Source organism: Streptomyces sp. NPDC101152, from assembly GCF_044768275.1.
In the GTDB taxonomy this organism is placed as follows: Bacteria; Actinomycetota; Actinomycetes; order Streptomycetales; family Streptomycetaceae; genus Streptomyces.
Map to the genome: position 1 here is coordinate 36,096 of NZ_JBIWPO010000015.1, position 15,746 is coordinate 51,841.

Consider the following 15,746-nt stretch of genomic DNA (forward strand, 5'->3'; position numbering starts at 1 on the left):
AAGATCCTTCCTGGTGCGGTCAGCTGAGACCGACTCAGATGTCGAGGAAGCGGACGTCCTTGGCGTTGCGCTGGATGAACTGCCGGCGCGCCTCGACGTCCTCGCCCATCAGCACCGAGAACAGGTCGTCGGCCTGGGCGGCGTCGTCGAGGGTGACCTGGCCGAGGACGCGGTGCTCCTGGTCCATGGTGGTCACGCGCAGTTCCTCTGCGTTCATCTCACCGAGGCCCTTGAAGCGCTGGATCGTGTCCTCCTTGATGCGCTTGCCGCGCTGCCGGCCCAGCTCCACCAGGGCGTCGCGCTCACGGTCGGAGTAGGCGTACTCGACCTCGTCCCGGCCCCACTTGAGCTTGTAGAGCGGAGGACGGGACAGGAACACGTGCCCGGCCTCGACCAGCGGCCGCATGAAGCGGAACAGGAAGGTCAGCAGCAGGGTGCTGATGTGCTGGCCGTCGACGTCGGCGTCCGCCATCAGGATGATCTTGTGATAGCGCAGCTTCTCGATGTCGAAGTCCTCGTGCACGCCCGTGCCGAAGGCAGAGATCAGCGCCTGGATCTCCTGGTTCTGCAGGATCTTGTCGATCCTGGCCTTCTCGACGTTGAGGATCTTGCCGCGGATCGGGAGGATCGCCTGGTACTGCGGGTTGCGGCCGGACTTGGCCGAGCCGCCGGCGGAGTCACCCTCGACGATGAAGATCTCGCACTTGGTCGGGTCGTTCGACTGGCAGTCGGAGAGCTTGCCGGGCAGCGACGCCGACTCCAGCAGGCCCTTGCGCCGGGTGAGGTCCCGGGCCTTGCGGGCCGCCACGCGCGCGGTGGCCGCCTGGATGCCCTTGCGGATGATGTCCGCGGCCTCGACCGGGTTGCGGTCCAGCCAGTCGTTGAGGTGCTCGTAGACCGCGCGCTGCACGAAGGTCTTCGCCTCCGTGTTGCCCAGCTTGGTCTTCGTCTGGCCCTCGAACTGCGGCTCGCTCAGCTTCACCGAGATGATCGCGGTCAGACCCTCGCGGATGTCGTCACCGGTGAGGTTGTCGTCCTTGTCCCGCAGCAGCTTCTTGTCGCGCGCGTACTTGTTGATCAGCGAGGTCAGGGCCGCGCGGAAGCCCTCCTCGTGGGTGCCGCCCTCGTGCGTGTGGATGATGTTGGCGAAGGAGTACACGCCCTCGCTGTAACCGCTGTTCCACTGCATCGCGACCTCGAGGGACAGGCTCTTGTCCTTGTCCTCGGCCTCGAGGTCGATGACGGTGTTGTGCACCACGTCTCCCTTGCGGGAGTTGAGGTACTTCACGAAGTCGACAATGCCGCCCTCGTAGTGGTACGTGACGGTCTTGACCTCGGCCTTCTCGTCCGCACCGGCCTCGTCCGCACCGGAGGTCGCCTTCGCCGACTCTCGCTCGTCGGTGAGTTTGATCGTCAAACCCTTGTTGAGGAACGCCATCTCCTGGAAGCGCCGCGAGAGCGTCTCGAAGGAGTACTCGGTGGTCTCGAAGATGTCCGGGTCCGCCCAGAAGGTGACCGAGGTACCGGTCTCCTCGATGGCCTCGTGCTTGGCCAGCGGGGCCGTCGGGACGCCCATCTTGTAGTCCTGCGTCCAGCGGTGCCCGTCGGTCCTCACCTCGACGGCGACCTTCGACGACAACGCGTTGACGACGGACACACCCACGCCGTGCAGACCGCCGGAGACCGCGTAGCCGCCACCGCCGAACTTGCCGCCCGCGTGCAGCACGGTCAGCACGACCTCGAGGGCCGGCTTGCCCTCCGAGGCGACGATGCCCACCGGGATGCCACGGCCGTTGTCGACGACGCGCACGCCGCCGTCGGGAAGGATCGTGACGTCGATGGTGTCCGCGTGGCCGGCCAGCGCCTCGTCGACGGAGTTGTCGACGACCTCGTACACGAGGTGGTGCAGTCCTCGCTCACCGGTCGAGCCGATGTACATACCGGGTCGCTTGCGGACCGCGTCCAGACCCTCGAGGACGGTGATGGCGCTGGCGTCGTACGAGGCGGTGACCTCGCCGTTCGAGGAGGCCGCCGCGCCGTTCACGCCGGCGTCGGTGGACGGGATGTTCTCGTTGGGGTTGCCGGAATCGGCCACGAAGCGCCCTTTCTGGCACAGCACGAGCCGGGCTCCTGGGGGTGCCCCCTCGGGAGGAGGGTTGCCGGAGCGGCTGCGGCATGTTGCGTTGGTAAGCCTGGATCAGCGTTGCTCAGCGTTGCTCAGCTTTTCCCGGACGGTCCCCACGAGTGGGGCGGGATTGCCTCCAGTCTACCGGTAGCGCCGACAGTGATGGGGGTTTGCCGGTACCTGAGTCCTCATGTGGCGCCCTCAACCGGTCTCGTCCGACTCCCCATATGCGGAGCGGGGCTCCAAGAGGCTCAAGCAGGCACTCAGCGCTTTCAGCTGTCAACCCCTGGCTACTTGGGAGTCAGGTCGCTGTTCGCAACCGCGTCCGGTGGTACGACGACGGGGCCGCCGGCGGTACGAAGCGACCGCCGACGGCCTGTGATGTGAGGTCTGTCACCCGTACGTGTCCCCGGGGCCCCTGCTGCCCGGAGCGCGCAGCGGACCGTAGCGACGGGCGGGGCCGCCCGGGCCGTTCACCTTGATCATCTTCACCGCGCCGTGCCCCAGATCCTGGTTGAGGCGGGCCACCAGGGTCGGCGCGAGCAGGCGCAGGTTCGTCGCCCAGGCCGTGGAGTCGCAGCGCACGACGAGCACGCGTTCGTCCTCGTCGTACCTCTCCGGCTCGCAGTGCTTGGCCACGTCCTCGCCGACGATCTCCGGCCAGCGGCCCATCACCCCGCCCACCGCGGCCGGCGTCTCCCAGCCGCGCTCGGTGATCAGCCGGTTGATGGCGGAACCCAGCGCCATGGGGTCGCGTCCATCGGCGCGCGCGCCGGAGCGCAGGCCGCCGCGCCGCGCCTGCTTCTTCTGCTGCGCCGCGTCCCCCCGTGCGCGTGCCGCTTCCTTCGCCGCCCTGAGCGCCACGCGCGCGAGGTCGACGCCGGAGGGCTCGGCGGGCGTCTGGGGGGTGGGCTTCTGGACCGTCATACGCGTTCCACCGTCCCGTCCGACACGGAGAACCGCGTCCCCGCCAGTACGTGCGGTACGTCGTCGTCGACCGCCGCCGTCACCAGCACCTGCTCGCCGGGCGCGACCAGTTCCGCCAGACGCTCCCGGCGGCGCGTGTCCAGCTCGGCGAAGACGTCGTCGAGGACCAGCACCGGCTCGTTTCCCTCGGCGCGCAGCAGGTCGTAGGAGGCCAGGCGCAGGGCCAGCGCGTAGGACCAGGACTCACCGTGGGAGGCGTATCCCTTGGCGGGCAACTGGCCGAGCTTGAGCAGCAGATCGTCCCGATGCGGTCCCACAAGGGTGACGCCCCGCTCGATCTCCTGCTTGCGCGCCTCGGCGAGCGCCGCCATCAGCTGCTCGTAGAGGTCCGCACGCGTGTGTGCCTCACCGGGCGCCGACGGCTTGTAGTCGAGGGCGACCGGGCCGCCGCCCGGGGCCAGTTGCTCGTACGCCTTGTCGGCGAGCGGCTGGATCGCGGCGATCAGGTCGAGGCGCTGGGCGAGCAACTCGGCGCCCACGCGCGCGAGATGCTGGTCCCAGACGTCCAGTGTGGACAAATCCGCCCCCAGGCTCGAATCCGCTCGCCCGGGAGGTGCCCCCCCACGGCCGCCGTGCCGCCGCGCGAGGGCGGCCGACTTCAGCAGGGTGTTGCGCTGCTTGAGCACGCGTTCGTAGTCGGAGCGGACGCCGGCCATGCGCGGGGAGCGGGCGGTGATCAGCTCGTCGAGGAAGCGGCGCCGCTCGCCGGGGTCGCCCTTGACCAGGGCGAGGTCCTCGGGCGCGAACAGCACGGTCCGTACGATGCCGAGCACGTCACGGGGCCTGACCTGCGAGGACCTGTTGATGCGGGCGCGGTTCGCCTTGCCGGGGTTCAGCTCCAGCTCGACCAGCTGCTGCCGCTCGCCCTGCCTGACCTGCGCCCGGATCACCGCGCGGTCGGCGCCCATGCGCACCAGGGGGGCGTCGGAGGCGACCCGGTGGCTGCCCAGGGTGGCGAGGTAGCCGACCGCCTCGACGAGGTTGGTCTTGCCCTGGCCGTTGGGGCCGACGAAGGCGGTGACGCCCGGGTCGAGCGGGACGTCGACCCGGACGTACGAGCGGAAGTCGGCCAGCGACAGGTGCGTGACGTGCATGGTCGGTCGCCGACCTCCCCCAGGTTGTGGACCGCTCGTGCGGCCCTGTGGATTACTTCTTCTCGACCGCGTGGCCGCCGAACTGGTTCCGCAGCGCCGCGATCATCTTCATCTGCGGAGAGTCCTCCTGGCGCGACGCGAACCGCGCGAAGAGGGAGGCCGTGATCGCCGGGAGCGGCACGGCGTGGTCGATGGCGGCTTCCACAGTCCAGCGTCCCTCGCCGGAGTCCTGTGCAAAACCCTTCAGCCTGTCCAGGTGCTCGTCCGCGTCGAGGGCGTTGACCGCCAGGTCCAGCAGCCAGGAACGGATGACCGTGCCCTCCTGCCAGGAGCGGAAGACCTCGCGCACGTCCGTGACGGAGTCGACCTTCTCCAGCAGCTCCCAGCCCTCGGCGTAGGCCTGCATCATCGCGTACTCGATGCCGTTGTGGACCATCTTCGCGAAGTGGCCCGCGCCGACCTTGCCGGCGTGCACCGCGCCGAACGTCCCCTCGGGCTTGAGGGCGTCGAAGACCGGCTGCGCCTTGGCGACGTTCTCCGCGTCGCCGCCGTACATCAGCGCATATCCGTTCTCCAGGCCCCAGACGCCGCCAGAGACGCCGCAGTCGACGAAGCCGATGCCCTTGGCCTCGAGCTCCTCGGCGTGCTTCTCGTCGTCCGTCCAGCGGGAGTTGCCGCCGTCCACGACGACGTCGCCCGGCTCGAGGAGTTCGGCCAGCTCGTCGACGGTCGACTGGGTGGGGGCACCGGCCGGGACCATCACCCAGACCACGCGAGGCGCCGCGAGGCTCTCCACAAGCTCTTTCAGGCTGTGGACATCCGCGAGGTCCGGGTTGCGGTCGTATCCGACGACGGTGTGGCCCGCGCGGCGGATCCGCTCGCGCATGTTGCCGCCCATCTTGCCGAGGCCGACGAGACCGAGCTCCATCAGTGGTTCCTTAGATTGCTGTGTGGCGTGTGGGGCACGTTCGTACCCGTGTCCGACCCTAAACCCGGACGCTCACGCACAGCTGTGGGCATACACGCTCATATGTACGCCCCGGCCTGCGGGTTCTCCACCGGCCGCGAGATCTTCTCCACGGCCTGTGGACAACTGACGCTCAGGTCAGCCGCTCAGCCGGACCGGCATGATGAGGTACTTGTAGGCCTCGTCCGCCTCCGCGTCCGCGGCCGGCTTGCCGCTGAGCAGCGCGGGCTTCGTGGACGTCGTGAAGGACAGCTGGGCGACGGGGGAGTCGATGGCGCTCAGGCCGTCCAGCAGGAACGTCGGGTTGAAGGCGATCGAGATGTCGTCGCCCTCGAGTTGGGCGTCGACCCTCTCCACAGCCTGTGCGTCGTCGCTGGAACCGGCCTCCAGGATGAGCACGCCCTGCTCGAAGCTCAGCCGCACGGGGGTGTTGCGCTCGGCGACCAGGGCCACGCGCTTGACCGCCTCGACGAAGGGCGCGGTCTCGATCACGGCGATCGAGTTGAACTCCGTCGGGAACAGCGTGCGGTACTTCGGGAGGTCGCCCTCCAGCAGGCGGGTCGTCGTACGGCGGCCCGCGCCCTCGAAACCGATCAGCCCCTCCCCGGCGCCGGAACCGGACAGCGCCAGGATCACGCTGTCGCCGCTCGTGAGCGCCTTGGCGGTGTCCAGGAGCGTCTTGGCGGGCACCAGCGCGACCGCGGAGGCGTCCGGGTTCTCCGGCTTCCACAGGAACTCACGGACCGCGAAGCGGTAGCGGTCGGTGGAGGCCAGCGTCACCGTGTCGCCCTCGATCTCGATGCGCACACCGGTGAGGACGGGCAATGTGTCGTCACGGCCGGCGGCGATGGCCACCTGGGCGGCGGCGGAGGCGAAGACCTCACCGGGCACCGTGCCCGTGGCGTTCGGCATCTGCGGCAGGGACGGGTACTCCTCCACCGGCAGGGTGTGGAGGGTGAACCGCGAGGAACCGCAGACCACCGTCGCCCGTACACCGTCTGTGGAAATCTCCACCGGGCGGTTGGGGAGAGCCCGGCAGATGTCGGCGAGCAGTCGGCCCGAGACGAGGACCGTGCCCTCCTCCTCGACCTCCGCCTCCACCGACACCCGCGCGGAGACCTCGTAGTCGAAGCTGGACAGGCTCAGCGCCCCGTCCTCGGCCTTCAGCAGGAGGCCGGCGAGGACAGGCGCCGGCGGACGGGCCGGGAGGCTGCGCGCCGCCCAGGCAACTGCCTCCGCGAGTACGTCGCGTTCCACCCGGATCTTCACTGTTGCCGCCTCCTGCTGTTGCCGGCGCTTCTACGGCCTGCCTGGCTTCGTCGTCTGTCTCGGTGTCCTCGGCTCCGGTGAGGGGAAGGACACCGGGGACCAGTCTGACGCACGGCACTGACAGTAGGTGCCTGTCGGGGTCAAGTCGTGACGAGGGGCAGCCGGGACCCGGACAGCGAGTTGTGCACAGGACCCACTTCGAAACGGATTCCCAGCTCTCTCTAGTTGGGAGTAGTAGTAGGGCCTGTGGAAACCGTGGATAACCCTGTTTTCCCAGCTCAGAGGCGATATTTTGTCCACGGACCCTGTGGGCGGAGGCGGTGGACAACTCCGGGGTTCTGTGGAGAACGGAAAGTTCTGCACACCCCGTGCACAGGCTGGGGCGACTTCTCCCCAGCGGCGTCCCCAGGTTTACCCACCTTTCCCACAGCCCAACCCGGCACCTTCGTGTGACGCCTTTCACTCGACGCGGTGAGAACGCACGTCGCGTTGCCGAACAGTGGACAGGCATGTGGAGAAGCTGGGGATCGCTGGGGACAACCGGCCGCGGCCTGTGGGTTGCCGGTGGACAACTCGATGCACAGCCTGTGGATCTCCTGGCTGTCCACAGTCTGTGGAGATCCTTCGTCCACCAATCCACAGCCACCTGACCTGGGCCGATCGTCTGACGGCCGGGAGCCTGTGGACCGTGATCTGGACAACCTCGTCCTCCCCAGGATGTGGACGGAAGAAAGTCGGCGAATCTGTGGAGGGAGGCCGTAACCCGGCAGGTAATCGAACAGCGCGTGCCCGCAGGACGACGCCGGGACGAAGAAAGGCGCCCCCGGGAACTGGTCCCGGGGACGCCCTCGGCCGTCGTACGGCGGCTCGGTCAGCCGTTCTTGATGCGGTTCGTCAGCTCCGTCACCTGGTTGTAGATGGAGCGCCGCTCGGCCATCAGATTGCGGATCTTGCGGTCGGCGTGCATGACGGTCGTGTGGTCGCGGTTGCCGAACTGCGCGCCGATCTTCGGCAGCGAGAGGTCGGTGAGCTCACGGCACAGGTACATGGCGATCTGGCGTGCGGTGACCAGGGCCCGGCCGCGCGAGGTGCCGCACAGGTCGTCCACCGTCAGCCCGAAGTACTGCGCGGTCTCGGCCATGATGGCGCTCGCCGTGATCTCGGGCGCCGAGTCCTCGCCGCCGGGAATCAGGTCCTTGAGGACGATCTCCGTCAGGCCCAGGTCCACCGGCTGCCGGTTGAGCGAGGCGAACGCCGTCACCCGGATCAGCGCGCCCTCCAGCTCGCGGATGTTGCGCGAGATGCGGGAGGCGATGAACTCCAGCACCTCCGGCGGGGCGTTCAGCTGCTCCTGCACGGCCTTCTTGCGCAGGATCGCGATGCGCGTCTCCAGCTCGGGCGGCTGGACGTCGGTGATCAGACCCCACTCGAAACGGTTTCGCAGCCGGTCCTCCAGCGTGACCAGCTGCTTGGGCGGCCGGTCCGAGGACAGCACGATCTGCTTGTTGGCGTTGTGAAGGGTGTTGAAGGTGTGGAAGAACTCCTCCTGCGTCGACTCCTTGTCCGCGAGGAACTGGATGTCGTCGACCAGGAGGATGTCCATCTCGCGGTACCGCTTGCGGAAGCTGTCGCCCTTGCCGTCGCGGATGGAGTTGATGAACTCGTTGGTGAACTCCTCCGAGCTCACGTACCGCACGCGCGTGCCCGGGTAGAGGCTGCGCGCGTAGTGCCCGATCGCGTGCAGCAGGTGCGTCTTTCCGAGCCCCGACTCCCCGTAGATGAACAGGGGGTTGTACGCCTTCGCCGGCGCCTCGGCGACGGCGACCGCGGCCGCGTGGGCGAAGCGGTTGGACGCGCCGATGACGAACGTGTCGAAGAGGTACTTCGGGTTCAGGCGCGCGGTCGGTTCGCCGGGGCCGGTGGCCGGCGCGGGCTTAGCGGCCAGCGGACCGGGGGCGCCGGTGGTGGGCAGGGCGGAGCCGACCGGGCCGCCGCGGTGGACGTGGCCGGAGCCGGCCGGCGGTTCGGGCCGCTCGCGGCGGGCGTCGCGGTCGTAGTCGGGCCGCGGCTGGTCGTAGTCCGAGCGCGGCTGGTCGTACTCGCGCCGCTGGTTGTCGTACGACGGCCGGTCCATCGACTGGGGGCGGTAGTCCTGGGACGGCGGGGCGTACGAGTCCTGCTGGGAGCCGTAGGAGTCCTGGGACGGGGAGGCGTAGGGATCGCGCTCGGGGAAGCCGAGGCGCTGCTGCTGCCAGCCGTACTCGTCCTGCGTGGGACGCGGCCAGGCGCCCGGTTCGGGGCGCTGGTACTCGGAGGGGTAGGCCGGGCGCGGGGTGGGGATCTGGTCCGCGCGCGGCGGCGGCAGCTGGTCGCCCGGGCCGCCGGGGAGCTGTTCGGCGCGGCCGTGGCGGCGCTCGTCGGCGCGGTGGCGGCCGTAGCCCTCGTACTGGCCGTCGTACGGAGCTTCGTACGCGCCGGAGGAGGGGAGCTCGGGCTCCTCGTAGCGCTGCTGGGTGCGGGCCGGCGGTGCCGGCGGCGCGGGGGGGGCGGGGGGGGCGCCCGCGGAGTCGTCGACGGTGATCGCGATACGGATCGGGCGGCCGCACTCGCGGCTCAGCGACTCGCTGACGATCGGGGCGAGGCGGCCTTCGAGCACACCTTTCGCAAACTCGTTCGGCACGGCGAGCAGGGCGGTGTCCGCGACCAGCGCGAGCGGCTGGCAGCGCCGGATCCAGTGCTCGTCCTTGGTCTCCACACCCTGCCCTCGGCCCTCGCCGAGAAGTTGCTCAAGTACTCGTGGCCACACTGCGGCAAGATCGGCAGGTACGTCAGCCACAGGGCACGCTCTCTCACGAGTCCCACGAACGTGTGGTTGTGGGACGGGTCGGGATTCAGATGGGGTGGAGCCAAGAACAAGGGGACAAGGGAACGAATCGGAGTTCAGCCACGGTAGTCAGGGCAACGGCTGCGGTTCAAGTTGTTGTCCCCAGGCTGTGGATAGTGTCTCTCGGTGACCGCTGGTTTGACCGGATGGCGTAGCCCCGCGTACCGTGACCAGGTCGAGTTGTCGATGGCTGCTGCCGCCTGCCTCCGATGGGCACAGATCGCGTCAGGTGATCGGGAAGCGGTGCACTCGGGCGTTACTGCGAGCTACTCGTGGGCGCACGGTGACAGCCAGGACGGCACCCGCCACCACCGATTGATTTCTGGAGCCCCCGAGTGAGCAAGCGCACCTTCCAGCCGAACAACCGTCGTCGCGCGAAGACCCACGGCTTCCGGCTGCGTATGCGCACCCGTGCCGGCCGCGCGATTCTCGCGTCCCGCCGTAGCAAGGGTCGCGCCCGCCTGTCCGCCTGATCCCGGTCAGGTCATGCCGTCGTGCTGCCCACCGAGAACCGGCTGAGGCGGCGCGAGGACTTCGCGACCGCGGTACGTCGAGGGCGCCGGGCCGGCCGCCCGTCCCTCGTCGTCCATCTTCGTAGCGGTGCCACGGACCCGCACGCGCCTGGGGAGAGCGCTCCCTCGACGCGTGCGGGTTTCGTCGTCAGCAAAGCCGTGGGCGGCGCGGTCGTACGCAACAAGGTGAAGCGCAGACTGCGTCACCTGATGCGCGATCGAGTCGCCCTGTTGCCCCCCGGTAGCCTGGTAGTCGTACGAGCGCTGCCCGGTGCGGGTGACGCCGACCATGCACAACTGGCCCAAGACCTGGATGCCGCCATCGAGCGGTTGCTGGGAGGGGGCGCGCGATGAAGTACCCGCTGCTGGCACTGATCAAGCTGTACCAGTGGACGATCAGTCCGCTGCTCGGTCCGGTCTGCAAGTACTACCCGTCGTGTTCCCACTACGGCTACACGGCCATCGACCGGCACGGTGCGATCAAGGGCACGGCGCTCACCGCCTGGCGCATCCTGCGGTGCAATCCGTGGTCGCTGGGCGGCGTGGACCATGTCCCTCCGCGCAAGCGTCCGCGGTGGCACGAAATGCTGCGTGACGCCTGGCGTGCACGCAGGGGCGGATCCTCCGCCGCCGAACCGGCCACCGAGGAGCATCTTCCTTCGAGCCCGGCCGCAGAGACTCCGTCCCATGCCCAAGGAGCATGATTAGTGGACACGATTGCCAGCCTCTTCAGCTTCATCACGACACCCGTCTCATGGGTCATCGTCCAGTTCCACAAGATGTACGGCGCCATCTTCGGCGCCGACACCGGGTGGGCCTGGGGCCTGTCCATCGTGTCCCTGGTGGTCTTGATCCGGATCTGTCTGATCCCGCTGTTCGTCAAGCAGATCAAGTCGACGCGCGCGATGCAGACGCTCCAGCCGGAGATGAAGAAGATCCAGGAGCGCTACAAGAACGACAAGCAGCGCCAGTCCGAAGAGATGATGAAGCTGTACAAGGAGACGGGCACCAACCCGCTCTCCTCGTGCCTTCCCATCCTGGCGCAGTCCCCGTTCTTCTTCGCCCTGTACCACGTACTCAACGGCATCGCCTCGGGCAAGACCATCGGCGTCATCAACGACTCGCTGCTGGCCAGCGCGCGTAAGGCGCACATCTTCGGAGCCCCGCTCGCCGCGAAGTTCAAGGACGGTTCCGCGACCGTCCACGCGCTGGGCGCCACGGTCACCGATGTGCGGGTGGTCACCGCGCTCATGATCGTCCTGATGTCGGCGTCGCAGTTCTACACGCAGCGTCAGCTGATGACGAAGAACGTCGACACGACGGTGAAGACGCCGTTCATGCAGCAGCAGAAGATGCTGATGTACGTCTTCCCCCTGATGTTCGCCGTCTTCGGCATCAACTTCCCCGTCGGTGTCCTCGTCTACTGGCTGACCACCAACGTGTGGACCATGGGTCAGCAGATGTACGTCATCCACAACAACCCGACCCCGGGTTCCAAGGCCCAGGCCGCATATCTGGAGCGACTGTCCAAGCACGTCACCCAGCACGGCAAGATCCGTCGCCGCAGCGAGAAGACCATCGTCAAGGCGATCGTCGCCAAGGGACGCGACCGCAACGAGTTCGAGCGCAAGTTCATCAACGGTCTGAACAAGGCGGGCCTCGCCGCCCAGGCCGACGGCAGCGTGGTGAAGAGCGACAGCGCCGTCGCGACCCAGACCGAGGACGGTACGCCGACGACCGGCACCGCCGCTCCCAAGCGCCAGCAGCCCAAGCGTCAGACCAAGGCTCAGCGGCAGGGCGGTGCGAAGCCGGCCGGTGAGACCACCTCGCTGAGCAAGTCCGACGAGTCCGAGCCCGAGGACGCACGGCCCGCAGCCGCCAAGAAGCCCGCTCCGCAACCCGGCAGCGGTGGCCGCAGTAGGGCCCAGTCCGGGCAGCGCAAGGGCCCGCAGCGCCCCAAGTCCCCGTCCAAGAAGTAAGAAGGAGCCCATCCCGTGACGGAAGGCACCACCTCCGCCGCTGCCGAGGGTGCAGACACCCTGACCCGCCTGGAGCAGGAGGGCGAGATCGCGGCGGACTACCTCGAGGGTCTGCTGGACATCGCCGATCTCGACGGCGACATCGACATGGACGTCGAGGCCGACCGCGCCGCTGTCTCGATCGTCAGCGACACGGGGAGCCGAGACCTGCAGAAGCTCGTCGGCCGGGACGGCGAGGTGCTGGAGGCACTCCAGGAGCTCACGCGTCTGGCGGTCCACCGGGAGACCGGCGACCGCAGCAGGCTGATGCTGGACATCGCGGGCTACCGCGCGAAGAAGCGGGCCGAGCTGTCCGAGCTGGGTGCCAAGGCCGCTGCCGACGTGAAGAACACCGGCGAGCCGGTGAAGCTCAAGCCGATGACGCCGTTCGAGCGCAAGGTCGTCCACGACGCGGTCAAGGCCGCGGGCCTGCGCAGCGAGTCCGAGGGCGAGGAGCCGCAGCGCTTCGTCGTCGTGCTGCCCGCCTGATCGGTCCCCACGTTCCTCCCGGCCCCGTCTGTAGCGCAGACGGGGCCGGACTTTGTCAGCCTGGTAGTTCTGGTGGTCGGCGCCCGGTGCGCCGATGCGGTACGGAAGGACGGTCCCCGTGACGGAGGCAGCGGAGCTCCCCCCTGCGCCTGAGCAGGCACACGAGGTGTTCGGCGATCGCTTCGCGGACGCGGTGCGGTACGCGGAGCTGCTCGCCGAGGCGGGTGTGCAGCGGGGGCTGATCGGCCCACGGGAAGTGCCCCGTCTGTGGGAGCGGCATCTGCTGAACTGTGCGGTGCTCTCGGAGGTCGTTCCCGAGGGCGTCACGGTGTGCGACGTCGGCTCGGGAGCCGGTCTGCCGGGCATTCCCCTGGCCCTCGTCAGGGACGACCTGAAGATCACGCTGCTGGAGCCGCTCCTGCGACGCACGAACTTCCTCACCGAGGTCGTCGAACTCCTGGGCCTGGAGCACGTGACCGTCGTCCGTGGCCGGGCCGAGGAGGTGATGGGCAAGCTACCGCCCGTCCATGTTGTGACGGCGCGAGCGGTGGCCCCGCTGGACCGGCTGGCCACCTGGGGCATTCCGCTACTGCGTCCCTACGGGGAGATGCTCGTCCTCAAGGGCGCCACCGTCGAGGAGGAGCTGAAGAGCGCGGCGACCGCGCTGAGCAAGCTCGGTGCGGTCGAGACCTCGATCCTGCATGTCGGCCAGGATGTCGTGGACCCACTGTCCACCGTCGTGCGAGTCGAGGTCGGGGAGAGTCCCGGTGGTGTCCGCTTCGCGGCGAAGCGAGCCAAGGCTGCCCGGACCGGTCGAGCACGCCGACGTCGCTGATCCGTCCTGAGGACGAGACGTACTCCACACAAGCTGCCAAACCTATGCATGCCGGAGTGTCGCGACAGTTCGATCACGGCCGCTGTGCATCGTGTTTCACGTGAAACGTCGCTCACTGCTGCACGGCATCATCAGCCGGGGCCGCGCCGCGGCCGAACCCCGCGAGCGTAAGCCCCTCGGTTCCCTTGGAGAGGGGCTGTCCGACGGCACCCCACCCCCCTTGCGGGGCACGGAGTTGTCCACAGAGGTGGATTTCTCCACAGAACAACAGGCCTCACTGGTTCACGACCCCGAAGACATGGGAGGCTCTGTTCATTGCGAGCCTGAAGTCGAGGAGAGTGAATCCTTGCGGTCCGACGCCAACATCGCGGGACCGATGACCGATCCGGTCCCCGGTCCCCGAACCGAGTCGATGGGGGAGGATGTTTCACGTGAAACACCACCCCCGATGGACGACACTCCGATCGGTCGTGCTGCCCAACTGGCGGTGGAGGCACTGAGCCGCGCCGGCGAGGGCCTGCCACGGCCCGAGCAGACCCGCGTCATCGTGGTCGCCAACCAGAAGGGCGGCGTGGGCAAAACAACGACGACGGTCAACCTCGCCGCTTCGCTGGCCGTGCACGGCGGTCGTGTCCTCGTGATCGACCTCGACCCCCAGGGCAACGCGTCCACAGCCCTGGGTATCGATCATCATGCCGAAGTGCCGTCCATTTACGACGTGCTGATCGACAGCAGGCCGCTGGCCGAAGTCGTCCAGCCCGTCCCGGATGTCGAGGGGCTCTTTTGCGCTCCCGCCACGATCGATCTCGCCGGTGCGGAGATCGAGCTGGTGTCCCTGGTGGCGCGCGAGAGCCGACTGCAGCGGGCGATCCAGGCCTACGAGCACCCGTTGGACTACATCCTCATCGACTGCCCGCCCTCACTCGGCCTGCTGACGGTCAACGCGTTGGTCGCCGGTGCGGAGGTCCTCATCCCGATCCAGTGCGAGTACTACGCACTGGAGGGCCTGGGCCAATTGCTGCGCAACGTCGATCTGGTGCGGGGGCACCTCAACCCCGCCCTGCATGTTTCGACGATCCTGCTCACCATGTACGACGGGCGAACGCGGCTCGCGTCGCAGGTCGCGGAAGAGGTGCGCACCCACTTCGGTGACGAGGTGCTGCGGACGAGCATTCCCCGCTCGGTCCGTATCTCCGAGGCACCGAGCTATGGACAGACCGTGCTGACCTACGATCCGGGGTCCAGTGGAGCTCTGTCCTATCTTGAGGCGGCACGAGAAATCGCTCTGAAGGGTGTCGGCGTCAGCTATGACCCGACGCAGGCCCATATCGGCGCCCAGAGCAACCCGAGCATGGTGGAGGGGATTCAGTGAGCGAGCGACGGAGGGGTTTGGGACGTGGTCTCGGCGCACTGATCCCCGCTGCCCCGACGGAGAAGACGCCGGCCCCGACCGTGGTGGCAGGCGGAGCCTCCGCCTCCGCGACGGCTGTTCCGGTGCTGACGAGCGACCGCGGAGTGGCCGCGGCCAAGGTGGCCACACTGCCGCCTGTTTCCCATGAGACCGAGGAGCCGTCGCTGTACGGGAGCGCGGAGACGCCCGCACCTCCCCTGGGCGCTCACTTCGCGGAACTCCCTCTCGACTCCATCACGCCGAACCCGCGGCAGCCCCGTGAGGTCTTCGACGAGGACGCACTGCAGGAACTCGTCACCTCCATCCAGGAGGTCGGCCTCCTCCAGCCGGTCGTCGTACGGCAGTTGGGCCCCGCGCGCTACGAGCTCATCATGGGTGAGCGGCGCTGGCGGGCCTGCCGTGAGGCCGGCCTGGAGGCGATCCCGGCGATCGTGCGGGCCACCGAGGACGAGAAGCTCCTCCTGGACGCACTCCTGGAGAACCTGCACCGCGCGCAGCTGAACCCGCTGGAAGAGGCCGCCGCCTACGACCAGCTCCTCAAGGACTTCAACTGCACCCACGACCAGCTGGCGGACCGCATCGGCCGTTCCCGGCCGCAGGTTTCCAATACCCTGCGTCTGCTGAAGCTCTCGCCGGCGGTGCAGCGCCGGGTGGCCGCCGGAGTTCTCTCAGCCGGCCATGCGCGGGCCCTGCTCTCCGTCGAGGACTCCGAGGAGCAGGACCGGCTGGCCCATCGGATCGTGGCCGAGGGGCTGTCGGTCCGAGCCGTCGAGGAGATCGTGACGCTCATGGGCTCGCGGCCTCAGACGGCACAGCGTTCCAAGGGGCCGCGGGCCGGCACCCGGGTCTCCCCGGCCCTGAGCGATCTCGCTACCCGTCTCTCGGACCGTTTCGAGACGCGGGTGAAGGTCGACCTGGGCCAGAAGAAGGGCAAGATCACGGTCGAGTTCGCCTCCATGGAGGACCTCGAGCGGATCCTCGGCTCCCTCGCTCCGGGTGAGGGACCTGTCCTGCAGAAGAGCCTGCTCGACGGCGGCGACTCCGACGAGACGGAAGCCTAGGAAGCCGCGGTCGGCGGGGCGGTACTCGCTCTGCCGATGAGCGGGCCGCGTCCGGTGCGCAGCCGGACACGGCCCGCTCTTTTGCTTTCAGTCG

14 protein-coding genes are annotated in these 15,746 nt (G+C 68.4%); 8 read left to right on the forward strand and 6 right to left on the reverse strand.

Annotated features, from left to right (window positions below; translation table 11 throughout):
- Positions 1-34: 34 nt before the first annotated feature.
- The 6 genes from gyrB to dnaA all read right to left on the reverse strand — a co-directional run bounded on the left by gyrB (position 35) and on the right by dnaA (position 9,278).
- Complete coding sequence (gene gyrB / locus ACIRVK_RS20970; RefSeq protein WP_404249122.1) at positions 35-2,119, reverse strand: DNA topoisomerase (ATP-hydrolyzing) subunit B; 2,085 nt, start codon at positions 2,117-2,119, stop codon at positions 35-37.
- 399 nt (positions 2,120-2,518) lie between these two features.
- The gene (locus ACIRVK_RS20975; RefSeq protein ID WP_404249124.1) at positions 2,519-3,052 is read right to left on the reverse strand and encodes a DUF721 domain-containing protein; all 534 of its coding nucleotides are present in this window, start codon (positions 3,050-3,052) and stop codon (positions 2,519-2,521) included.
- A complete protein-coding gene (recF, locus tag ACIRVK_RS20980) occupies positions 3,049-4,206 on the reverse strand; it encodes a DNA replication/repair protein RecF (RefSeq protein WP_404249126.1) in 1,158 nt (385 codons plus the stop codon). The genes ACIRVK_RS20975 and recF overlap by 4 nt, the downstream gene beginning before the upstream one ends.
- A 52-nt stretch (positions 4,207-4,258) precedes the next feature.
- Positions 4,259-5,134 carry a phosphogluconate dehydrogenase (NAD(+)-dependent, decarboxylating) gene (gnd, locus tag ACIRVK_RS20985; RefSeq protein WP_404249128.1) on the reverse strand — a complete coding sequence of 292 codons (876 nt, stop codon included), beginning with the start codon at positions 5,132-5,134 and terminating at the stop codon, positions 4,259-4,261.
- 177 nt (positions 5,135-5,311) lie between these two features.
- Positions 5,312-6,442, reverse strand: a complete 1,131-nt coding sequence (gene dnaN, locus ACIRVK_RS20990; RefSeq protein ID WP_404249130.1) for a DNA polymerase III subunit beta — start codon at positions 6,440-6,442, stop codon at positions 5,312-5,314.
- Between the two features lie 871 nt (positions 6,443-7,313).
- The gene (dnaA, locus tag ACIRVK_RS20995) at positions 7,314-9,278 is read right to left on the reverse strand and encodes a chromosomal replication initiator protein DnaA (RefSeq protein WP_404249132.1); all 1,965 of its coding nucleotides are present in this window, start codon (positions 9,276-9,278) and stop codon (positions 7,314-7,316) included.
- 383 nt (positions 9,279-9,661) lie between these two features.
- On the opposite strand from dnaA, the gene rpmH reads away from it, so the two are divergent.
- From rpmH to ACIRVK_RS21035, 8 genes are all read left to right on the forward strand, one after another.
- The gene (gene rpmH / locus ACIRVK_RS21000) at positions 9,662-9,799 is read left to right on the forward strand and encodes a 50S ribosomal protein L34 (protein ID WP_003956500.1); all 138 of its coding nucleotides are present in this window, start codon (positions 9,662-9,664) and stop codon (positions 9,797-9,799) included.
- Positions 9,800-9,820: 21 nt separating this feature from the next.
- Entirely contained in the window at positions 9,821-10,192 is a 372-nt protein-coding gene (gene rnpA, locus ACIRVK_RS21005; RefSeq protein ID WP_404249134.1) for a ribonuclease P protein component, read from the forward strand.
- On the forward strand, positions 10,189-10,542 hold the full coding sequence (yidD, locus tag ACIRVK_RS21010; protein WP_404249136.1) for a membrane protein insertion efficiency factor YidD: 354 nt from the start codon (positions 10,189-10,191) through the stop codon (positions 10,540-10,542). Before rnpA ends, yidD begins: the two co-directional genes overlap by 4 nt.
- A 3-nt stretch (positions 10,543-10,545) precedes the next feature.
- Entirely contained in the window at positions 10,546-11,817 is a 1,272-nt protein-coding gene (gene yidC / locus ACIRVK_RS21015; protein WP_404249138.1) for a membrane protein insertase YidC, read from the forward strand.
- 15 nt (positions 11,818-11,832) lie between these two features.
- A complete protein-coding gene (locus ACIRVK_RS21020; RefSeq protein ID WP_404249140.1) occupies positions 11,833-12,345 on the forward strand; it encodes a protein jag in 513 nt (170 codons plus the stop codon).
- A gap of 118 nt (positions 12,346-12,463) precedes the next feature.
- On the forward strand, positions 12,464-13,180 hold the full coding sequence (gene rsmG, locus ACIRVK_RS21025; RefSeq protein ID WP_404249142.1) for a 16S rRNA (guanine(527)-N(7))-methyltransferase RsmG: 717 nt from the start codon (positions 12,464-12,466) through the stop codon (positions 13,178-13,180).
- Between the two features lie 298 nt (positions 13,181-13,478).
- Entirely contained in the window at positions 13,479-14,552 is a 1,074-nt protein-coding gene (locus ACIRVK_RS21030) for a ParA family protein (protein WP_404249360.1), read from the forward strand.
- The gene (locus tag ACIRVK_RS21035) at positions 14,549-15,652 is read left to right on the forward strand and encodes a ParB/RepB/Spo0J family partition protein (RefSeq protein WP_404249144.1); all 1,104 of its coding nucleotides are present in this window, start codon (positions 14,549-14,551) and stop codon (positions 15,650-15,652) included. The genes ACIRVK_RS21030 and ACIRVK_RS21035 overlap by 4 nt, the downstream gene beginning before the upstream one ends.
- Positions 15,653-15,746: the final 94 nt, after the last annotated feature.